The 19,261-nt window shown below is 71.2% G+C and carries 7 protein-coding genes; 1 reads left to right on the top strand and 6 read right to left on the bottom strand.

Annotated features, from left to right (window positions below; genetic code table 11):
• Nucleotides 1-81: 81 nt before the first annotated feature.
• Nucleotides 82-564 carry a DbpA RNA binding domain-containing protein gene (locus tag IT371_06520; protein ID MCC6747294.1) on the top strand — a complete coding sequence of 161 codons (483 nt, stop codon included), beginning with the start codon at nt 82-84 and terminating at the stop codon, nt 562-564.
• A 53-nt stretch (nt 565-617) separates the two neighbouring features.
• On the opposite strand, the gene IT371_06525 is transcribed toward IT371_06520, so the two are convergent.
• The 6 genes from IT371_06525 to IT371_06550 all read right to left on the bottom strand — a co-directional run bounded on the left by IT371_06525 (nt 618) and on the right by IT371_06550 (nt 19,151).
• Nucleotides 618-2,276, bottom strand: a complete 1,659-nt coding sequence (locus tag IT371_06525) for a serine/threonine protein kinase (protein MCC6747295.1) — start codon at nt 2,274-2,276, stop codon at nt 618-620.
• Between the two features lie 178 nt (nt 2,277-2,454).
• On the bottom strand, nt 2,455-4,164 hold the full coding sequence (locus tag IT371_06530) for a protein kinase (GenBank protein ID MCC6747296.1): 1,710 nt from the start codon (nt 4,162-4,164) through the stop codon (nt 2,455-2,457).
• Between the two features lie 118 nt (nt 4,165-4,282).
• A complete protein-coding gene (locus tag IT371_06535) occupies nt 4,283-6,214 on the bottom strand; it encodes a hypothetical protein (GenBank protein ID MCC6747297.1) in 1,932 nt (643 codons plus the stop codon).
• Between the two features lie 58 nt (nt 6,215-6,272).
• The gene (locus tag IT371_06540; GenBank protein ID MCC6747298.1) at nt 6,273-7,529 is read right to left on the bottom strand and encodes a hypothetical protein; all 1,257 of its coding nucleotides are present in this window, start codon (nt 7,527-7,529) and stop codon (nt 6,273-6,275) included.
• 88 nt (nt 7,530-7,617) lie between these two features.
• Nucleotides 7,618-13,362, bottom strand: a complete 5,745-nt coding sequence (locus tag IT371_06545; protein MCC6747299.1) for a hypothetical protein — start codon at nt 13,360-13,362, stop codon at nt 7,618-7,620.
• The gene (locus tag IT371_06550) at nt 13,359-19,151 is read right to left on the bottom strand and encodes a tetratricopeptide repeat protein (protein MCC6747300.1); all 5,793 of its coding nucleotides are present in this window, start codon (nt 19,149-19,151) and stop codon (nt 13,359-13,361) included. The genes IT371_06545 and IT371_06550 overlap by 4 nt, the downstream gene beginning before the upstream one ends.
• Nucleotides 19,152-19,261 lie beyond the last annotated feature (110 nt).

The raw sequence follows: 19,261 nt of genomic DNA on the forward strand, positions 1-19,261 counted from the left end.
AGCGGCCGAGACGGCCGGCGAGGCGAGCGTAACGGGCAACGCCCACCGGCAGAGGCACGAACGGACGAACGGCCGGACGACGTGGGCGCTCCGCGCGTCGCGCCGGAAGAGGAGGCCGGCCTGCGCGCTGCGGCAGAGGAGCGAGAGGTCGGGACCGACGCCGGGAGAAAGACGCGTCGCAGCCGCAGCCGGAGCGGCGCCGACGACCGTGACGCCATCGTCACGAGCGAGGGGGACGTGGAGTACTACGAGACCCTGGACGGCCCCACGCGCGAGGGACAGGGCTCGGCCCGAGGCGAAACGGAGCCCCCGGAGGTCGAAGACGCCAACGTCGTCAGGCTGTTCCTCAATCTCGGTCGGCGCCAAGGCGTTCGCGCCGATGAGCTGTCGCGTTTCATCGTGTCCGACGGACAGCTGGAGGCTGCGGAGATAGTCCGCGTGGACGTTCGGGACCGGTACACCTTCGTCAACGTGGTTCCAGACGCCGCCGACCGCGTCCTCGAGCGGGTGAGCGGCAAGACCCTCAACGACCGCACGTTGCGCGTCGAACGCGCGAAGAGCTAAACCCCCCCGACGCACGACGGGCCTCGCCGCACGCCACGGCGCGCGGTGGGCCCCTACTCGAACGGATTCATCAGGTCGTTGGTGCGCTTGATCCCCTCGCCTGTCCCCGGCTTGGGGTCGGTCGAGGGCGTGCTGGGGCGCGTCTTCTGGCGGCCGGGATCCCGCGGGCGCGTGCGCCCCGAGTGTTTCTCCTCGGCCAGCGTCGGCGCGATCGTCTTCCCGCGGTCGGCGAGCGCCACGACGACTTTCCGCTCGAGGTAGCCCTTCTTGCGCAGCGTCAGCATGATACTCCGCGCCCCCTCGGTGAGCGGAAGGCGCACGAGCTTCGGCGTCAGACCCAGGCTCGTCTCACCCATGTAGATCTCCGCCTGCTGCGGAGTGGAGTCGACCGTGACATCCAGGGTCTTTTCCGAGGGCACCACCGCTGCGCGTGCGTCGGCGTGTCCAGACGCGACGGCAGTGCCGCTTCCCGGCTCCCGGCCCGCCGCAGCGTCAGCGCGCGAGGCAGACGTCCCCGTGCCCGGTCCGCCGCCCGCTACGCCACGCCCCTCCGGGCCGGCCGATCGCGGCGGCCAGAGCGCCCAGGCCGCGACGCCTCCGCCCAGCACCACGAGGACGCCGAGGATGGCCAGGATCTTTCCGCGGCTCGACGGTACGACCTCCGGCACATCAGTGGTCGTGGCCGGGAGGGCCGGCAGCGATTCCGACGGTGACATGGAGGTGGCCGTGAACAGCGGCGTCATGATCCGCGGAACGGCCTGGCTGTCTCCCGTCGGTCGCGTCATCCGCCCCGAGGCCTGGGCGATCGCGGCGGCCATCTCGGCCATGGAGCGGAAGCGCTCCTCGCGATCCTTGGACATCGCCTTTAGCACGATGGCCTCGACCTCGCCGGGGATGCCGAGGGTAGGCTTCAGCTTGGTGGGCGGGACAGGCTGCTCGAAGATGTGCTTGGTGAGGATGCCCATGAAGGTGTCGGCCTTGAACGGCACCTCACCGGTCAGCATCTCGTACATGATCACGCCCACCGCATAGATGTCCACGCGATGGTCCGGCTTGTGGCCTTGGGCCTGCTCGGGGGACATGTACTCCGGGGTCCCGAAGATCATGCCGGTACGGGTCAACCGTCGCTCGCTGTCCCCCACGCCCGCCACCTTGGCGATGCCGAAGTCGAGCAGCTTGGCGAAGTCACGCCGCCCCTCCCGCTCGATCAGGTAGATGTTCTCGGGCTTCATGTCCCGATGAATGATCTCCTTCGAATGCGCGGCGCCGAGCGCTCTGCAGATCTGCAGCAGGATCGGCTTGGCTCGCGCCCAGGCCATCGGGCCGTCCTTGCGGATCACCTGCGAGAGATCGCGTCCCTCGAGGAACTCCATGGCGAAGAAGACGCTTCCGTCGGGCGTCGTGCCGAAGTCCGTGATGTCGACGATGTTCTCGTGGCCAATTCGCGCCGCGGCCTTGGCCTCCTGGAGGAATCGTTCCTTGAGGTCCTGCTTCCGGGCGTACTCTTGGAGCAGCACCTTGAGGGCCACCTTCTTCTCGATGGCCATGTGCTCCGCCAGATAGACGGTCCCCATTCCTCCTTCGCCCATCTTCTTGAGCACGCGGTAGCGGCCGGCGACGACCTGCCCGACCAGCCCGGGGTCCTCGGCGATCTCACCCAGAATGGAGAGCCCGTGGTCCTCGTTCGGATCGGCGGCGGGCAGAGGACCCACCCCGCTCCCCTCGTGCGGCGGAGCGGAACCGAAGCGCGTCGATTGGCCGCGCGCGGGTCCCGCCAGCTGCGGAGGCCCGTCGTACCCTGAATCCCTGTCCCTGGCCATGTTCGGGCCAATGGTATCACGCCGCCGGGGGGCAAGCCAGCAGGCTGCGGGCGACGCGATGCGGTCCGTGCTAGCGCGCGCGGGCGTCGTACGGGTTGCGCAGCTCGTCGATGCGTGGCCCGCCGTCCGGTGCTCCAAGCCAGAGCCGTCGCGGTCGCACGCGCGACCCCACGCGCGAGAGCACGACCGTGATCACCTGGCTCACCTCGGGACCTAGGACCGGTTGCGCCACCTCGCGATGCCCTCGTAGCCGAAAGACGAAGGTGCGGCGTGTCCCGGGGCGAAGACGTTGCTTCAGAGGCGCAACGCCGAGCGGTCGCCCGCGCTCGAAAACCTGCGCTCCCGCGGGAACGGAGGTCAGCGTGACCTCGACGAACTGCTCCGCCGTCGTCGGACGCTGATCCCCGCGATCGACGCCCGGCGCCCCGTCGCGGAGCTTCGACGCGCCCGCAGCCGCGCCGCCCGCCACGCGCGCATCCCCTTCCGTCGGCAACGTCCCGTCGCGCTCCACGGGGCGTCGCTGCCGCGCCCAGACCAGGAGCCCACCGAGAACGAGCAGGAAAACCGTGCCGAGCAGAATCCCCGCCGCGAGCCCCTTCTTCCCCTTTCGCTCGCGGTAGGGCGAGACTCCCTCGGTCGTGTCGCCGTGCGCCCTCGGCGGCGGCAACGGACGCCCCACGGGCACGCTCCCGCTCGCGGGTGAAGTCTCGGGCGGCACGGGCGGCGAGGGCGGAAGAACGAGGAGCCCCGTCTGACCCGGCGGAAAAGTCGCGTCCGGAGGGATATCGACGCGCACCGGGGCGCACTCCTGCAGCGCAGCCGCCAGCGCCGCCACGGAGGAGTACCGGTCACCCGGATCCTTCGCGAGGGCGGTGAGGATGAGCCGCTCGACCGGCTCCGGGATGTTGAGGTCGGGGCGAAGCTCGCGCGGGCGAAGCGGCGCCTCGAAGAGGTGCTTGGTGAGCGTCCCCATGAACGTATCAGCGGTGAAAGGAACCTCGCCCGTGACCATCTCGTAGATGATGCACCCCAGCGAATAGACGTCTCCTCGGTGGTCGGCATCCTGGCCGGCCGCCTGCTCGGGGGACATGTACTGCGGCGTCCCGAAGATGCTCCCCACCTTCGTGAGGCGCGTCCCGGGTCCCCAGCTGATCTTCGCGATGCCGAAGTCCAGGATCTTGACGAAGTCCTGCCGAACTCCCCCCGCCTCGTCGAGGATCGCCGAGTTCGATGGGTTGATGATGAACACGTTCTCGGGCTTCAGGTCGCGGTGGACGATCCCCTTGGCGTGCGCCGCGCCGAGCCCGTTGCAGATCTGAGTCGCGAGGTCGACCACGCGCTCCAGCGGGAGGACCTTCTGCTCGCGGATCTCGCGCGCCAGCGTGGTGCCGACGAGGTACTCCATCACGAAGTAGATGTGGCCGTCTGCGAGCCGGCCGAAGTCCGTCACGTCCACGATGTTCGGATGGCCGATACGCGAGGCGGCCCTCGCCTCGCGGATGAAGCGCTCAACCAGCCCCGGGTCGCGGCAATACTCGTGGCGCAGGATCTTGATCGCGACGGGCTTGTCGATCACCACGTGGCGGGCGGCGTAGACCATGCCCATGCCGCCCTGGCCCAGCCTGTCCTCGACCTGATAACGCTCGTCCAGGACCTTGCCGATGAAACGATCTGCCTCGGGATCCTCGTGCGCGAAGAGATCCTCCAGATGGTGGCCATCGTGCGGACAGAAGTTCGCCCCCGGGGGAAATGGCGCTCGGCAACGGGGACAGACACGCATCGCAGCAACCCTGGAGAGGCTCAGACGGGACGACGCGAAACAGCGGCGGCAATGGCAGGAACGGGATCGTTCACTCGCTGATGGTGCCCGCTTCGCCCCTCTGGTTCAACTTCCGGCCTCAATTGCAGGAGGGTCTCGCGCCCGCAGGATCCTTCGCCCCCGCCAGGGGGAGGAGCTTCCTCAGGTACTGGAACTCGTCCGCGCAGAACATCGCGGGCCCCTTCCCGTCCAGCTCCGCACGCTCGTCGAAGGGCCGCGCACCGCCGGCGTCCATGAGCCGGTTGGGGAGATCACCGGGGTTGTGGAAGGTGTCCGAAGCTCCGTAGGGATCCGCCAACCCGAAGGAGTGCCCCAGCTCGTGGGACGCGGTGGACCCGATGAGGTTTCCGAGCACGTGGATCGCGCAGGCCGCCTGGAGCGGGCGTCCTTGCGCGGGGCAGCCCCTCGCGTCCGGTAGTCTCGGCGTACCGAGCGTCTCCCCGGAGGTCAGCTCCGAACCCCCCACGTCGGGACGGAATACGTCGAAGAGGCGGTCGAAAACGGGGCTGGCGAGCGGCGAGGCCGTAAGCCCCGGCGGAGGGTGCGTGGAGAAGCCCAGCATCGACTCGGCAAAGATGCCTCCGTAGCCCGGAAAGCCGTCCTGCTGCGTCTGCGCGTTGACTCCGCCGATGCGGTCCTCGAGGCGCCGGTTCTCCACGTCCTTGCCCGGGGTGTTGTCGTAACCGAGGAGCCCCAAGGCGTTCGGATCCTTCCCGGTGATGTCCACCCGCGCATAGAGGCGGAAGTCCGTGGGCTCCTGGTCGCGAAACTCCACGTTGAGCCCACCGTAGTCCCGCCGCATCACCTCGAAGACGCGCTCCCGCAGACGCGCGTCGGCCGCCTGCAAACCGAAGAGCCGCAGGCTTTCGACCCACCCGTCGGCGAAGCGTACCCAGCAGACCTGCTTGACGGGATCCAGCCGCAACGCGAGCTGCGCCTCCGCGCCGACGTAGCTATCTCCTCCGTGGTAGACGGTTGGTGTCCAGCGGCCCTGGTAGAGCCCGCGCTCCAGACGAACCGCGACGCCTTCGCCGAGCCCCTCCTTCTCCTCGACCACGTAGCGCATCCAGGCGCCCGAACGAACCTCGGGGACGAGACTGAAGGTCACGGGGCGGGGTGCCTGGCCCTCGGGGGTGAACGTGCCCCGGAACTGCACGGCGGTGCCACCGTTCGGCCCGCCCACGAAGCCCGCCCCGCGCAGGTCCAGGTACTGTCCGAGCGAGACAACGCTCTGGTCGAAGCGGCCGAGCTTCGATCGCTGCAGGTCGAACTGCACCGTCCGCGCCGGCCCCTTCAAGACCTTCCCGTCGGCGTGCACGTTCACTGGAACGACGGTGCCCTCGAAGTGGGCGGGACGCAGCCCGGCAATCTCCGGGCCGAAGAGGAAGCTCCCCTGGCGGCGGTCGATGGCACGCTCCGGCTCGACGAGCACCTTCGCCTCGGTCGACCTCCCCACCGTCGCGCAGTCCCCCTGGACCCCCTCGGAGAGAAAGCAGCCCTTCAACTCGACGAACGTGCGCCCCTCGCCCCCGCCCATGAGGATGCCCGCCCCCACCGTGTTGACGGGAGCGTTGAGGAAGATCATTCCGCCCGCTACGGCATCGAGAGCCGGCGCCAGGTATCGCAGGAAGCGCAGGGCCCCCGGAAGGGGAGCGCTGGTCACACTCCCCCACGCGTTCGTCGAGGTCACCTCCGCCGAGCCGGCGAACTGCCCCTCCTCGAGCGTCGCGAAGGCGTCCCCCTCGACGGAGAACTCGCCATGCTGCTCTTTCACGCGGAGGGGAAACGAGAGGTCGCTCGGGGCCTCCACCCCGCCCCTCGTCACCACCCCGCGAAGGCGCAGCACGTGGCGCGCGGTGGCGCCCAGGTTCACGCCCAACACGAGCGCGGTGGAGTGGGGCAAGAGCTCCGCCGGGCCCACCTGCTTCAAGGTCACAGGCGGGGGGGGCTGTCCGGGGTCAATCGGGCTATCGCCGGCGCACCCGCCGGGGATGAGAAGCACGAGGAGCACGGCGCGTCGAGCGACTCCCCCAAAATGCGACGGTCCTGCACGACACGGCATGGCGTGATCAGTTTACCCCGACGGCCACGTCGTCGAGGTACCACCCCGAGAGATTCACCACGCCGCTCGACATGAAGTGGAAAGTGACGACCACCGTCTGCCCACCCACAGCGCCGAGGTCGATGGTGCGCTTCACCCAGGCCGTGGGGGTGACGTAGCTCCCCTTGCACTGCTGGGCCACGACCTTGCTGTTCACCCGCACCTCTGCCCAATCGTACGGGAGCATGAAGTCGTTCCATTCCTGGTAGGAGAGCTGCGGCTTGGCGAGGCTGGCCGGCACCTTGAAGGTCAAGGTGAGCACCGAGTCGTCCGCCGTGTCCTTGTTGTCGCAGGGGTCTGCGTTATTGCTGCGCGCGGTGTAGCAGTCGTTGAGCACGGTGCCCCAGACGCCGCTGCCGGAGGCGCCGCTCTTCGGCGGAGTGGTCGCCGGTGCGCACGTAGCGCCCGCCACGAACGCCAGCTTGCCCCAGCGCCAGTCGCCCGTGCCCGTCAAGCCACCCGACTCCCGCTCGAAGTCCAGCTTGAACGGCGCGGTGAGCACCGGCGGCGGCCCGCCCGCATCGCGCTTCACACCGCCGTCGGACGTCACACCCGGCACTCCCGTCAGCACGATCGTGTATTCCTTGCGCACGGGCGGATGGTCGCCGTCGTCGGCCTCGAGAACCAGCACGTAGGTCTGCCTGGCGGTCGCCTGCTGCGTCGTGGGGCACCACGAGAACTGCGCCGCCCTGGGCCCCGTGGACGCGAGCTGCGAGCCCAAGATCGCCGGGTTCTGCCGGATCCGCACCGTCAAGGTATCCGGATCCTCGACGGCCACGTCCAGCTGCAGGCATTTCTGCTTGCCCAGGTCGAGGACGGTCCCGTTGTTCAGCGGTCGCACGAACCGCGGCGCAGTGTCGGCGTCGGCGGCGGGCTTCACCGTGATGGTCGTCGACTCCAGGTCCGTCGCGTGTCCGTCCGAAACAGTGAAGTCCGCCTGGTGCACGCCGACCTCGCTGCCGATGGGCACCCAGCTGAAGACGGCCTCGTCCGCCATCGTGGCCAGCTTCGCCCGCTCGCCGGGCTCGAGCCCCGCGAGATCGAAGCTGTAGACCAGCCGGTCCGCGTCCGGATCGAAGGCGCGGAGCACGACGTCCAGCCGGCTACCCACATACGCGACTTGCGGCGACAGCGGCAGCAACTCGGGCCGTTGGTTCGCGCTGCAGCCGAGGGCCGCGGCGATGACGAGGGCCGTCAGAACCTGGCATCCATGGCGGGGGTACATCCTCGTCACCACAACGTCAGCTCGAGAGGGATCAACGGCCCATGACCTCGCCACCATTCCCGTCTGCGGCGGAAGCCCCCCTCACTGCTCAACGGATGCCCACGTGCATGGCTCGCCGCAGCTCGAAGTGCTCGTCCGAAACGGCGAAACGGAGAAGCTCCTCGATCTCCTGGTTCTCGCGCATGGCCGCGATCCGGGTCTCCGGGTCGCGGGGCTCATCGATCTTACCGGCGGCCTTGCGTAGCGCCGAGAGCGCCGCGTGCACCGAGCGACACGCGAGCAGCCCCGCACGATTGGCGGAGTGGATGACGGCTCCACCGAGCGCGCGGAGGTCTACGGCGCCTCCTCCCGAGCACTCCAGGGCGAACGGCATGAGCTCTTGCCGTAGCTTGCGCGGGACGATGCGAGAGACCTCCTTCGTCACGTCTCCGAGGGCACGCGCGTCAGCTTCGGGGGGCGCGAACTCGGGCACGTACTGCCGGACGACGCCGGCCACGAGCAGCTCCAGATCCTCGGGGCGCAGGCGCGTCGGCAACACCATCGCCGACCGGACGATCCACAGGCAACGACCGAGGAGAAACTGAAGCTCGGCGTCGGTCGCTTCCTTCACGAGCGTCGTGCCGAGAATGACGGCGGGCGGATCCGTGTTCTCGACCATCACCGTCGTCGGCTGCGCGGAGCTCAGGTAGAGCTCGTGCTCCACTCCGCCGAGGTCTCGCGCGAGGCTCGCGGCGATGCGTCGCACGGGGTGGTCCCCCGCGCCCAGCCGCTCTGCCCGGGTGACCCCGTGACCTCGAATGTCGCCTCGTCGGATCTTCGCGAAGGGCGCGTTGAGCAGCCGGAAGATCTGGCGGAAGCCGCCAGGAATGACGCGCTGGAACATCCACTCGTCGTGCTCCACCTCGCCGAGGGCCCCTCCGGGCGTTCCCACCCCGGCGGCGTGCGCGTCGATGAAGCTCCGGTGTTCTCCCTCTGCGTGTCCCAACGCGTCCAGGACCTGGGCGGCGCAGAGGCAGCCGTCAGGCGCCTTGCGCCAGGCGAAGATCTGGAAGAGCGCCTGATAGGCGAACGCTTCGAACGGATCGCTCCGCAACCGTGCGCGCATCGTCGCCACCGAGCGATCCAGATGCACCATCACGCTGCGCTGGTCGCCTTGCCGCGCGTAGAAGCCGCACAGCGCGCCGATCGCCCGCAGGTCGCACGGACCCACCTCCACCGCGCGACGGAAGGAGCGCGCCGCCTCGGTCGCGTCACGAAGCCCGTCCTCGTAGATGCTACCCAGCCCGAGCAGGTACCCGATACGCTGCTCCCCGTCGGAGTCCCGTTCGAGGAGGCGGTGCGTCACGTCGAGCGCCGCGGAGTACTCCTGCTGCTGCACGTAGAGGTCCCTGAGTCGTCGCAGGGCCTCGAGCTGCCCGTCCTCGCCGCCCATCGACAGGGCTTTCTTCAGACAGGCCACCGCGCGACGGTAGTCTGGAAGCTTCTCCTGGTAGATGCTCCCCAGCCGCAAGAAGAGCCCGCGGAGAAGCTCGGGGTCCTGCTCCAGGCGCGCCTGTCGGATCAGCGCGTCGGCGGCCTCGGCGAAGGCCCCGTCCGCCTCAGCCAGTCGGGCAAGCTCCGACAGGGCCTCGCGATGCTGCGCGTCGAGCTCCAGCAAGGCCCGCAGGTGGTCCCGCGCACTCGAGGGACGCCCCAGCTCGCGCTCGGCAACCCTCGCGATCCGAAGATGAGTCGCGATGCGTTCGGGGACGGAGGTCGTGCGCCGGCCTCGCTCCTCGAGCAGCTCGACGAGTTCCGTCCAGCGTCCCGCACGCTCGAGAAGCTCCACCAGCGCCTCCGCCCCACCCCGGTGCGCGGGGTCGAGTTCGACGGCCGCCCGGTAGTACTCGATCGCCGCCCCGTCGTCGCGCAGCCGCTCTGCGGCGATCTCGCCCGCCAGGAGGTAGGCCCTGAGCCGGTGCCGCGGAACCAGGCTCGCCTGGCTCTCGGCCAGGAGCGCCACCGCGGCCCCTGCCCAGTCCTCCGTCGCGAGCGCAGCATCTCGCAACCGGTGAATGGCGGGTAGATGCGTTGGAAGCGCCTTGAGCGCGGCGCGAAGGGCGCCCTGCTCCCCACCCGAGAGCTCCGCCACGCGCAGGTGCCAGAGCGCCCGCTCGGCCGGGGCAGACGTAAGCTCGGCAAGCTCGCGGCAGAGGGCGATCTCGCCCGCCACGGCTCCACGCCGCCGCAGCGCGTGCAATAGGTGCATTCGCGCCAGCTCCGAGGCCGCGTCGTGCCGGCGCGCCTCCTCGAGCGCCGCGACCACGTCGATCCCGGCACCGCGTTCGGCGTCGGCGCCGGGGCTCCCCCCACCCAGCTCGATCCAGCGCGAAAGGTCGAGGTAGAGCGCCGCCGCGTCGAGGGGAGGCTGCGTGCGCCGGGCATCTTTCACCAGCAGCTCCAGGAGGGCTACGCGATCGCCGTGACGCAAGGCGTGGCTCGCGAGGAGGTGAAGCGCAAACAGGTCCTCCGGGTGACTGCTGTGCAACTGCTGGCAGAGGCGCGCAACCTCCGTCGCGTGACCGGCGCGGCGGGCGAGATCGATGAGCTCCTCGCGGATACGGCGGCGAACCCCGTCGGTCGTCGCCGCGGCGAGCTGCCCCCGGACGAACTCGGCCAGCTCGCGGTCGGCCCCGTTCTCGAGGTACACGCCGCGCAGGGCCTCGGCGGCGAAGGCATCGTCGGGTCGCCGGAGGAGCGCCTCCCGATATCGGGCCTCGGCTGCCAGCCAGTCGGCCCCGGCCCGCCGCGAGAGCTCTGCCGCCTCGCACAGGGAGGTCGCGACGCGCACGGCGTCCGTCTCGAGCGCGGTACGCCGCTCGATGCACTCCACGAGCTTCGTCAGCTCGCCGTGGCGCCGGCAGTGTCGTTCCAGCCCATCGAGCGCGCCCGGAGCCGGCACCGGCTGCGCCGCAGCGCTGTCGTACGCCGACAGGGCGTCGGAGGGGCGGTCGAGCGGTCCTTCCGCGAGCGCCCCCAGGCGCATGACGAGGGCACGGCGCGCCGAGCTCTCCGCCGGAGCGAGATCCGCGAGCGCGTTCAGGTGCTCAGCCACCTCGCGCCAGTTGCCGCCCTCGGCCAGCCACTGAATGCGCGCCCACGCCCCGCGCGGGTCGCCCTCGTCGGCAGCCGCCGCGCGGGCGAAGGACGTCCCGGCCTCCGCGCTCGAGAGGCGCCAGAGCAGGTATCCCTCGCGAAGGGCGAGGGACGCCGATCGGCCGGGAGCCGTCGCGCCCGCGGCCTCCGAACGCAACATTAATGCGAGCTCCTCGGTGCGGCCGAGCTGGGCCAGCGTTCGCTCGACCCCCCAGCGGGCAGGACGAGAGTCGGGATCCAGGTCCAGCACCGCGCCGTAGCAGCGCAGCGCTCCTTCCGCGTCCGCAGAGGCGCTCTGGTGCAGGGAAGCGGCACGCCGCAGCAGGTCCGCCCGAAGCGCGGGCTCCTCGCTGGCGAGCCCCGACCTCTCCATGGCCGTCGCCACCTCCCCGAGTCGCGTGGCTCGGCGCCCGAGCCGCGGCAACCGAGCCAGCGCGGCGGGGGCGAGCGGATCGTGCTCGAGTGCGGTCAACACCTCTCCGAAAGCCTCGTCGGCCTGCTCGAGCTCCCCCTCCAGGATCCGCGCGGCCGTCAGGTGTTCCGACGCGCGTGCCGCCCCGAAGGCCGCCTGCGCCGCCGCGCGATGTGCCTCGACGCGCGCGCGCGGGTCGGAGGCGTGGAGCTGGAGGCGAGCGAGCCCCTCAGCCGCGGGCGCATAGCCCGGCTCGAGGAGGGCGGCCTCGCCGAAGAGGTCGACGGCACTTGCCGCATCGTCTAGCGGTCCCTCGGCGAGCAACGCAGCCTCGACCAGAGCTGCCGCCCGCTGTTCGGGCACCGCCGAGGTGCGCGCGAGCCACCGATACGTTTCGAGAGCCTCGCGGTGGCGTCCGTCACGACGCAGGACCTCCGCCAGGCTCTCGAGGACCAGGGGGTTTTCCCGCGAGGCGGCGGCCGCTCGTTCCAGCTCGCCCCTGACGTCCACGTCTCCGAGCCGCGCGAGACGCCCCAGGACGGCCGCCTGGCGCCGCCGGTACGGCTCCCAATCGCCGAGAAGCGGCGCGCTTCGGACCAGCATCGCCGCAAGGCCCCGCGAGTCGCCGTCGCGCGCTGCGAGCCTGAGGAGACCCTCGACGGCCTCGGGGACGCGGGCGTCCCGGGCCGCGACCTGCTCGTAGCGGGCGCGGGCGCCCTCCAGATCCCCTTGTCGCTCCGCCGTCCAGCCGAGCTCGCAGAGCAGCGCGTCTTCCAGCGGCGCGTCGGCCGCGTCGGAGACCAGGCTCACGAGGGCCTGCTCCCGACTCTCGAGATCGGTGGCCGCCGCCGCGAGGTCTGCCTCGGTCAGCGCGACACGAGGTGTCCGCTCGCCGGCCGCGGCCCCTGCGATCGTCGTCTGGGCACCGAGGTCATCCCCACCGTACGCCCACAGCAGGTCCGCACGGGCTGCGAGCAACGCCTGCCGGTCGCTGCCCTGAAACACGTCCGCTAGCTGCCCCAGGTCCTCGGTCAGGCCGCTCGCGTCGCGCGCTCGGCGATGAAACCGCGCGAGAGCCAGGAGCGCCGCGACGTCTCGAGGACGATGGCTGCACACATCTCGGTACTGCGCCGTCGCCTCCTCCTCCTCGCCGAGGGTCTCCCACGCGGTTCCGGCCATCCACTGCGCGCTGGCTGCCGCGCCGCTACTCCGCGCTTGCTCGGCGAAGCGCACGAGGATCTGCGAGAGCTCGCGCCAGTACTCCGGGGCAGGGCGTTCCGGAGCTCCGCGCTCGGGCAGCGACAGCGACTCCGGATGGACGCGGCGAAGTTCGTCGGGGAGCGCAGGCGCACCCAGCTCCATTCCCTCGTCCCGCTCGTCTTCGACCCCCTGCAGAAGACCGCCCGCTTCCAGCGCGGCCTCCACCACGCGTGGCGCGGGCAGCACCTCTCCAGCCTCGACGTATGCCTCGGGCACCGACCCGACGGGGTCCAGCAGGTCCGCGAAGAAATCTGGCTCTACGAGGGCCCGGGGCGGTTCCGCCGGAACGACCGGTTCTTCGAAAAGCGCCGGCTCGTCGGTCGGAGGAGCGGGAGGAAGGGGCTCCAGCCATTGGCCCGTCGGCTGTTCCTCCTCCGGCACCAGCGACCCCAGCTCCGCCAGCTGCGCACCATCCGTCGCGCTCTCCGAGTGCCCAGGGACCTGATCGCCGCCCACGGCCGCCAGCCCCTCCTCGACCAGCCCGTCGAGGAGCTGATCGAAGGCGCCTTCCTCCTCGATGGCCGGTCGCGCCTTCTCGCCGAGCTGCACCACCTGTGGCGCGGGCTCGGCGCCTCCGGACCTGGCCGCTGGCGACGGCGCAACCGGCTCTGCCTCCACGGGCACGAAGGGCGTCTGATCCTCCTCCCATGGGCGATCGCTGACCTCCGCCCCCCGATCGGGCGACAAGCCGACGCCCGTCTCGAGGTCCACCTCGACCTCGATCTCCGCCTCCGCCTCCTCGGGCGCGCGCTCCAGATCGTCGAGCGACAGACCGATGTCCTGTGGCGTCCCCTCTCCTCCCTCGGCCTCCGCGACCGGTAGCAGCACCTCGCGAGACGCGCCGCCCTCAGTCCCCGCCGAGCCGAGGAGCGTCCCGAGCGCCCTGCCCCCCTCGGCCGCAGGGGTCGCCACCGGCAGCCGGAGCGAACGGTCCCACTCGTCGATGAGCGCGGCCCAGCCCGACTCGTCCTCGCCCACGTCGGCGAACGGGTCCAGCGAGTCGTTCTTGCGCGGAGGGCGGCTCACAGCTGCAGCTCCCGCCGCAGACTCAGATAGTCGCGGCTCACCGAGTAGAGTAGCAATTGCGTGGCCTGAGGCTCGGCACGAATCGCCTCGACGATCCGTGCCGTCGCGCGGCCCGGGGCCCCCACCGCGGCGGAAGGATCGCGCACCAGCTGATCCATCGCGGCAGGGAGATCGCCGCAGATCAGCAGACCCACGCGGTTCGCCGTGGCGAGCACTCCCCGAACCCAACCATCCACCTCGCCCCCCTCCTGCATGAACCGCGCAACGGCCAGCGGCAGAAGCTTGCGCTCCCGGCGCGACATCGCCTTCTGGAGCCGGCGCGCCGCTCCCTCGACCTGCGGTCGCGGCAACTCGAAGCTCGCTCCAGGCTCGACGGCAAAGATCGACCCCGCGAGCAACAGCTCCAGGTCCTTCCGCTCGAGCACCTCGAGGGCCTGGGCACGCTCCCGCAGCAGCGAGATGGTGCGCCCGACGCGGAACCGCTCGGCCGGCCCCATGTTCGCGACGACCTGATGTCCCACGACCAGGACCTGCTTCTCCACCGGCAGTCCCGCCACCAGGTCGGGCTGGGCGCGAGAGACGTAGATCTCGAAGTCCGAGAGCCCGAACGCCTGCGCGATGCGGTCCAGCGTGGAGCTCACGGGTCCGCCCACCCGCCGGTCGATACGGTCCGCGCGACCGACGCCAAACGCCGCCAGGTCGACGGGCACGCGATCGGGAAAGAGCCGCGGCACGCACGGGGCGATGGCGGCCCAGATCTCGCCGTACGCACTTCGAGCCCCCGGGGCGACGAGCGCCTCGCGCCAGGCCTGGGCCTGCAGGCTCCGTCGCGGTTCGAAACCCAGCCGCGCCGCCCGCTGACGGTAGAGCTGCTGGTCGTCTGGGTCTGCCGCACCCAGGTAGCAGAGCACGGCCAGCGTCGCGAGCAACGTGTACTGATCCTCGTCCCACTCCGCCACCCGCAAGAGCTTGCCGTAGAGCTCGACGGAGAGAGGGTCGGCCATCAGCACCTCGCGCACGTCGTCCTTGGCGCGGTCCAGTAGCTGGCCGAGGTCCTCGGCCTTGGTGGCCTTGCAGAGCTGCCTCAGGTCTCCGAGGATCTCGAGGCTCGTCGGATCCTGGTCCTGAGCGCTCAGCAGGGCCTCCCGTGCCTCGTTCGGCCGGCGCAGCTCGTGCCAGTAGATGCGGCCGATGCGCCGCGAGTTGCGAGCGCGATAGGCCCGATCGCTGCGCAGGTTGTTCAATCTCTCCAGAGCTCGCACGACGTTCGGATAGTCCCGCATCTCCTCGTAGAGGTTGGCCAGCCGCTCCAGCACGCCGTCGTCGTCAGGGTTGAGCTCGAGCAATCCCCTGCAGACCTCCACCGCCTCGGGCACGCGGCGCTGCTGCATCAGAATCTCGGAGAGCCGCAGCATCGGCTCCCGCTTCTGCCCCGGGCTGTCGGTCGTTTCGGCGTAGCGGTGGTAGTACGACGCCGCCCGCGAGAGCTGCCCGTCCTCGTCGTAGAGTCGCGCGAGCTGCTGCAGCGCCTCCCCGTGCTTCTCGTCCAGCTCGAGCACGGCCAGGTAGTCTTTGGCCGCCCCACGGCGGTCGCCCACGACCTCCAGGCGGAGCCGCGCCCTCTCGAGGTGCAGGCGCTCGCGCTCCGAACGCTGGTCGGCGTACCGCAGGCGGTGTCCGAGCAACGCGACGCGACCCTCGTGGTCTCCGAGGTCCTCACAGATCTTGCGGAGGTCCTCGAAGGCACGCTCGTCCTGCGGATCCAAGCCGAGCAGGCGTCGCAGCACGAGCGCCGCGTTCGGCAGATCGCGAGCCTGGTGCATCAGGACCGCGGCCCGTCGATACCAGTTCGCGCGCGCCTCCGCATCGGGCCAGAGTTCGGCGAGCCTCAAGGCGGTCCGCGCCTCCATCGAGACGTCGCCGGCCGCCCTCGTCAGCCGGTGGAGCACCAACAGCGCTGGGAGGTCGTCGCGGTCGAGATCGAGCGCCAGGGTGACCTCGCGCTGCGCATCCTGCAGCCTCCCCGCGGCCTCGTACGCCACGGCGAGCGGAACGTGCATCTGGCTGCGCTGCGCGACCGGCAGCCGCGACGCCAGCCGCTCGAGCAGCGTCGCCCGCTCCTCGGCATCGACCTCGTCCCGGCCGAGAAGCGCGACGAGCGGCTCCACCGCCGTCGGGTCTGCGTCGAGCGCCGCGCGGTAAAGGCCAGACGCGTCACCTCCCCGCTCCTCGGTCAGCTCGGCGAAGAGCGCCGCCCGCGACAAGAAGTCGGCCCGCCGCATCGGCTGGACGGAAAGCTCGCCGAGTCGCGCGTTCGACGCCGTCAGGGCACCGAGGTCGCGTCGCCGGGCGGCGTGGCTCTCGAGCGCCCAGGCAGCCCCGCGGTGCCCTGGATCCTGCGCCGTCAGCTCCGACCAGTATTCTTCTCCGCGCTCCGGATCCCCGAGCGGACCTTCGTAGAGCCGTGCGAGCTCGGCGAGCAGCAGTCGTCGCCCCTCTGCCGGTGAGGCGGGGAGCAGCTCCTCGAGAAGTCGTGCGGCCTCCCCGTACTCGCCACGCGCGAAGCACCGCCGCGCCAGAAGTTCACGCGCCTCCTCGGTCGCAGCGGCCCCCGAGTCGCTCCGGCAGGCCGAGCCGAGAAGCTCGTCGGCGCGGTCGAGGCGCCCGGCCGCCGCGTGGAGCTCGGCGAGCCTGAGCGCGAGCCCGGCTCGTTCCCCGGCGTCGTGGGCCCCCTCGAGTCGCGCCTCGAGGACCTCCAGCAGCGTGCTCCGGTCGTCGGCCTCGAGGGCCACGCGGTAGAGGTCCCGGCCGGCGGCCCGCTCCCCCGGCTCTTCGAGAAGGAGGCGGCTGTAGACCTCCACCGCCTGGTCGGGCTGACCGAGGTGGCGGCTGTAGAGCTCTCCGAGTTGCCGCAGGAACGCCACGCGACGGGGTCCCGTTGCATCGTCCGCGGCCTTGCGCACGAGGAGCGCGAGCTCCGCGTACCGCTGCTCACGCCGAAGGATCGCTTCGAGCGCGGCGAAGGCGTACGGCTCGGACGGACTCGCAGCAAGGATGTCGCGATAGATGGCCACCGCCTCCTCGGGACGGCCCAGCTCCTCGTCCAGCAGCGCGGCCCGCCGGAGCTGCAGCTCCCGTCGCAGGAAAGCATCGTCCAGGCTCCGCTCGAGGCCGGCGAGAGCCCGGTCGAGCCCGGTCAGGTCACCCGCGCGCTCCAGCGCCTCGAGGAGCCGGAAGGTCACCGACCGCCTGGCCGGTTGCAGCGCCTCGAGACGCCGCAGGTAGCCGACCTGCCGCGCCGGGTCGTCGAGAGGACCGGCGCATAGCTCGGAGAGCAGCTCGAGAAGCTCGGGTCGCCGCTCCTCAGAGGCGTGGGCGAGCTGCGCCTCGCGCAACTCCAGCAGCTCGGGGATCCGACCGCCGCGCTCGAGCGCCTCCGCGAGCTCTTCCTCGGCCGCGGTGAACCCGGGCTGGATGGCCAGCGCCCGGCGACAGAGAGCGATCGCCCGCTCTGCATCTCCCGCCCGGCGGTGCAGCAGGGCCGCCACCCGCACCAGCGCCGAGGCCTCCCACTGCGGTTCCGCGACGAAGCGCCCGCCGCGCAGCTCGCACCCGGAATGGGCCAGCTCCACCTCCCGCAGCCATGCCTCCGCGAGCGCCGCGACGTCGCCGCTGGCCAGGGCCCGCCACTCGCGCTCGATCAGCGCCGGCAGGTAGCCCGGAACCTCGCGCAGGGCAGCGTCGATCGCCGCGCCGGCAGCCGCCTCGTCGCCCCGCTGCGCCTCGGCCCACGCGATGCGACACGCGAGCGCAGCCCGCTCCTCCGCGTCGGCCGCTCGCCCACGCTGAACCTCCAGCCGCCGCACGAGCTCGGCGGAATCCCCGAGCCCCTCCGCCAGCGCCAGCAGCTCGCGCTGCAGACCAGCGTCGTCGGGGAGGAGGCTCTCCGCCTGCGCCAGCAGCGCCTGCGCACGCGCCAGATCGCCGAGCGAGACGCGAGCGACGAGCGCTGCCTGGCGCAGCACCGCCACGGCGCGGTCGGGGCCTTCCGTGCCGGTGCGCACGAGCTCGGTGGCCAGCCGCTCGAGCACCGAGACGCGTCGCTCGACGAGGCCCCCGCGTGCCGCCAGGCGCTCCATCTGCTCGAGGATCGGTAGCCGCTCGACCTCCAGCGAGAGCGCCTCCTCGAGCAGCGAGAGTCCCTCCTCGACCGACCCGCTCGAGAGTCGGTCTTGAAGTTGCGCCAGCGCGCGGAGGGCGACGGCCTGTCGCTCGGGGGCCTGCGCAGAGCGCGCCATCTGCCGGTAGGCCTGCGCGAGACTCGCGAGGTCGTCCTGCTGCTGCGCCAACCGCTCGAGGGCCAGCAGCGGCGCGAGCCACAGGGCGTTCTCGTCGTGCGCCGCGAGATAGGCCTGGCGAGCGGCAGGCAGGTCCGTGACCCGGTGCTCGAGGATCCACCCGCGGTCGAGCAGAATCTCCGCGCGACGCGCCGGCACCGTCTCGAGGCGTAGCTGCGCATCGAGGAGCTTGAGCAGATTGGGCCACATCTGCCGCTCTTCGAAGAGCCGCCGCAGCTCCCAGAGGTTCGGCTTGAAGCCCGGGTCGAGCTGGAGCACCCGGGCGAAGGTCTTGATGGCAGCGGACGCGTCCCCGAGACGCACGTCCTGGAGGTGTCCGACCTCGTGCCACAGCGTCGCGGCGCGCGAGCGATCCGTCTCCGCACCAGCCTCAGCCTCGAGAGAGAGGGCCCGTACCATCCGGTCCGGCTGAGGGGCAGTCGCCTCCTCGACGGCCCGGGCCAGCGCGCTCGGGGCGACGGCCACCACAGCGCCGGGCTCCGCCCCGACCGGCTCTCCGTGGCCCTCGGCCGGGATCTCCAGGTTTCCGGCCGGCGGCGACTCCGTCTCGGACGCACCCGGCGCGTCGCCCCTTTCAGGCGGCGAAACCTCCCCGGTCGCTGGCCCGTCGAACGGTTCGTCCGAGGGTGGGCCCTCCCCCTCGGCAGCCACCGCGAAATCACGCGTCTGCGACCCGTGGTCTTCGACGGACGCTTCGTCGACCACCAACTCATCGGCCGGCAGCGGCTCCTCAGGCACCGTCGCGTGGCGCAGCGCCGCGTAGCGCCGGTCGTCGCCGGCCGGGGCAAGCGTGGGCTCCTCCTCGAGGTCCCCCTCTCCGCCCTCGAGCGCCTCCACCTCGGAAACGAGCTCCTCCGCGTCGACGACCTCGCCCTCGAGCGCCTCCGCCTCCGAAACGAATTCCTCCGCGTCGGCCTCCTCCACCGCCAGCTCGTCCCAGGATGCTGCCTCAGGCCCGGGCGAAGCAGACGGTCCCCTCTCCGGTGCCCGACGCCCCTCGACGCCAGCCGTCGCCCCCGAAGGCAACATGGCCCCAAGCGGCGGTAGCGGGGGCGGCAACGGCGGCGGCTCCTCCTCGAGCACGAGGTCCGCGCCCAGCGGCTCTCCTTCCGCGGTGAGCTCCAGGTCGAGCGCGTCCAGCTCGATCGCGGGGTCGCTCGCCCCCCCGAGCCCTCCCCGCGGTGCTGCTTCCTCGTCGTCTGCGTCGTCGATCGCCACCTCGATCGACCTCGGGCTCCGCGAACCGGCGCCCCCTTCGTCGTCGTCCGGCGAGGCCACGCCGCCCTCCGCCTCGCGGTCCAGTCGCGCCAGCAGGGAGTCGAGCCACCGGTTCCCCGCAGATCCGCCCTCCTCGGTGGAGGCAGGGACCTCCGTCGGCGTCCCCACCGCAGACTCGTCGGGTCCCTTGTCCTTCGTTCGGCGGTCGGCCATCTTCACACTCAGACCCCGCGGCGCGTTGCCGCCGCGCACGAGGTGGCGCGCTCCGAGTCGGTGCCAGCGCTCGACGGACGCTAACACACACGCTCGAAATGTCAACGGAA

Source organism: Deltaproteobacteria bacterium, from assembly GCA_020848905.1.
Taxonomy (GTDB): domain Bacteria; phylum Myxococcota_A; class Polyangia.